Origin of the sequence: Streptosporangium sp. NPDC006013 (genome assembly GCF_040614275.1) — a bacterium.
Classification (GTDB): Bacteria; Actinomycetota; Actinomycetes; order Streptosporangiales; family Streptosporangiaceae; genus Streptosporangium.
In genome coordinates, this window is the sequence record NZ_JBEXUE010000991.1 from 1 (window position 1) to 1,072 (window position 1,072).

A 1,072-nucleotide genomic window follows, 5' to 3' on the forward strand; every position below is an offset into this window, starting at 1 on the left:
ACCCGCCAGAAGTCGGAGACCGTCTGGCGATTCTGCATGTCCCCGAGAAGTCCCTTGGGGTCGGTGTGGAAGAGCTGCGCCTTCCAGTCGGGCAGCCCGGGTGGGGTGACCAGCGGCTTGACCGTGTCGTTGCCGGAGATGCCGCCCTCGCCGATCTCGTGCTTGACGCCCTCCTCGGTCATGATGAAGTGGACGTACAGCTTGGCCGCGTTGGGGTGCTTGCTCTTGGCGGCGATCGCGACGTACTTGGGGTAGCTGAAGCCGACGAACGGCGCCATCCCCTCGCACGTCGCCTGGGTGTACCCCTTGTCCTCGTTGTTGCGGAACTTCGAGATCGACATGAACCCGATCTTCTTGTCGGTGGCGCTCGGCGCGCCCACCGCACCGGAGATGTCCTCGTCGGAGCCGGTCAGCACCGGCTTGTTGCCCGCCATCCGCTTGATCCACTCATAGGCGGCGCTCTTCTCCCCGGTCTGCAGAGCCTTGCCGTACTTGGTCTGGTACGCCTGCTCCAGCGCCTGGTTGCCGTGCGCGTCCAACTGGGTGAAGAAGGACAGCACGGTCGGCTTGCCCAGTGGGTCCTGCATCACCAGCTTGCCGGCCCACTCCGGCTCGGTCAGGTCCCACACGTTCTTCACCGGGCACCCTTCCGGCGACAGCTTGGTGTTGTAGGCGAAGACCGTGGCCTTCGACAGCGCGAGCAGCGGGTTCTGGTTCTCGGCCGGGATCTGGTCCGTGAGGTCGGCGGGCACCCACGTCTGCGCCACGCCCTGCGGGATCAGCTGGCCCACCAGCACCCCGCCGTCCTCGTACATCGCCGCGTCGATCGTGACGTTGTCGGCGGCGTGCTCCCTGATCATCTTCTCGGCGGTCTGCGGGGTGTCCGATTTCACCCCTTCCATCGCGATGCCGTACTTCTTGGTGAACGCCTTGGCCACCTCCTCGATGTCGCCGCTGGAGTCGTAGACCAGCACGCTGCCCTCCTTCTTGGCGGCGGTGACCAGCGCGTCCAGGTCGAGGTTCGCGTCGAGCGAGGGGCCGGGCAGCGGTTTGGCGGTCGTCGCCGGCGCCC

1 protein-coding gene is annotated in these 1,072 nt (G+C 66.5%); it reads right to left on the reverse strand.

Annotation, left to right across the window (positions count from 1 at the left end; all coding sequences use genetic code 11):
- On the reverse strand, window positions 1-1,072 hold a 1,072-nt coding region (locus ABZ260_RS51505; protein ID WP_355633368.1), incomplete at both ends, for an ABC transporter substrate-binding protein.